At 53.2% G+C, this 945-nt stretch carries 2 protein-coding genes; both read right to left on the bottom strand.

Annotated elements, in window-relative coordinates:
- Positions 1-300 precede the first annotated feature (300 nt).
- Positions 301-666: a hypothetical protein gene (locus DL239_RS21350; RefSeq protein WP_167686110.1), complete on the bottom strand. Its 366-nt coding sequence runs from the start codon at positions 664-666 to the stop codon at positions 301-303.
- Positions 667-678: 12 nt separating this feature from the next.
- Positions 679-945, bottom strand: a 267-nt coding sequence (locus DL239_RS21565; protein WP_206188599.1) for a hypothetical protein, incomplete at its 5' end; no start/stop codon positions are given.

Below are 945 nucleotides of genomic sequence, written 5' to 3'. Positions count from 1 at the left end.
CCGGTCAGACCAACTGATTGACGATTTTCCGGATTTGCCGCAGGGCATCTTGCACTTCTGAATCTGTTGCAACGTCAGGGAAACCCCCTTCACGCAAAGCCTCAATCACAGAGGTAAACACAGCGGTGGCGGCAGAGGACGTTACCTTGGAGTATCCACATCCACACAACGCTGTAGTCAGTTCCCCTGGCGACATTCTCGTCGCGCGGATGGCTGTTTGCTCTTTGGATAATCCTGGAGACACTTGGCCTTTTCTCATACTTTCACCGCATCCGTTGAGACACATGCCGAAGCGGCATTTTAACTGGGCTTGATCGAGGGTTTGAGCGTAAAGCCACCCTCTGCTTGAAGAATTGGAGTGCTGTCAGTCAGTTGCGACCAAATGTTGAAAAAGTAGTTTTTTCTTTCGATCGCGGCAGACAAATCATCAGGGGAAAGGGCTATTTTCCACTCCGACTTAGCCTCATCTACCAGAGTGATATGACTAGTGTTGCTGGTCCACTCCATCCCTGCCACCGGATCGCCACCCGCTGTCTTTGAAAGAACCAGCTTGATCACCTGGCCTGCCGCAGCGGACAGAGCCCCCCCTTCGCGGTCCCTGCCGAAGAATTGAATCTCGACATATTCGTCTTTGTGGAAGCCGGTGATGTCAATTTGTGATGCCATTGCGGCCCCCTGTTATGGACTGCCCGTAATTGAGACAGAGTATGGTGGTGATTGCCCAAAGATCTGGACGACCGGGCTGGAACCGATGATGGTCATGCCCACCAGGTCCTCCGGTACAATTTCCCCAGAAGTAACGACGCCCGCACCTATTTCAGGTGTGACTTCCAGGCCTGAGCCTGAGAGCATGTAAGTGGGAACTACTTCGCCCTGCTCTATCTCGGGCGTGACAACCAATCCTGACCCACTCAGATTATAGGTCGGAGTGACGACGCCCTGGTC

Source organism: Parasedimentitalea denitrificans, assembly GCF_011813015.1.
GTDB classification, from domain to species: domain Bacteria; phylum Pseudomonadota; class Alphaproteobacteria; order Rhodobacterales; family Rhodobacteraceae; genus Parasedimentitalea; species Parasedimentitalea denitrificans.
Note: the sequence above shows the minus strand (reverse complement) of the source record. Positions and strands in the feature narration are given on the sequence as shown.

Bases quoted from the DNA above. Each gene is read 5' to 3' on its own strand.
- DL239_RS21350 (WP_167686110.1), bottom strand. From the start codon at position 666: ATGGCATCACAAATTGACATCACCGGCTTCCACAAAGACGAATATGTC.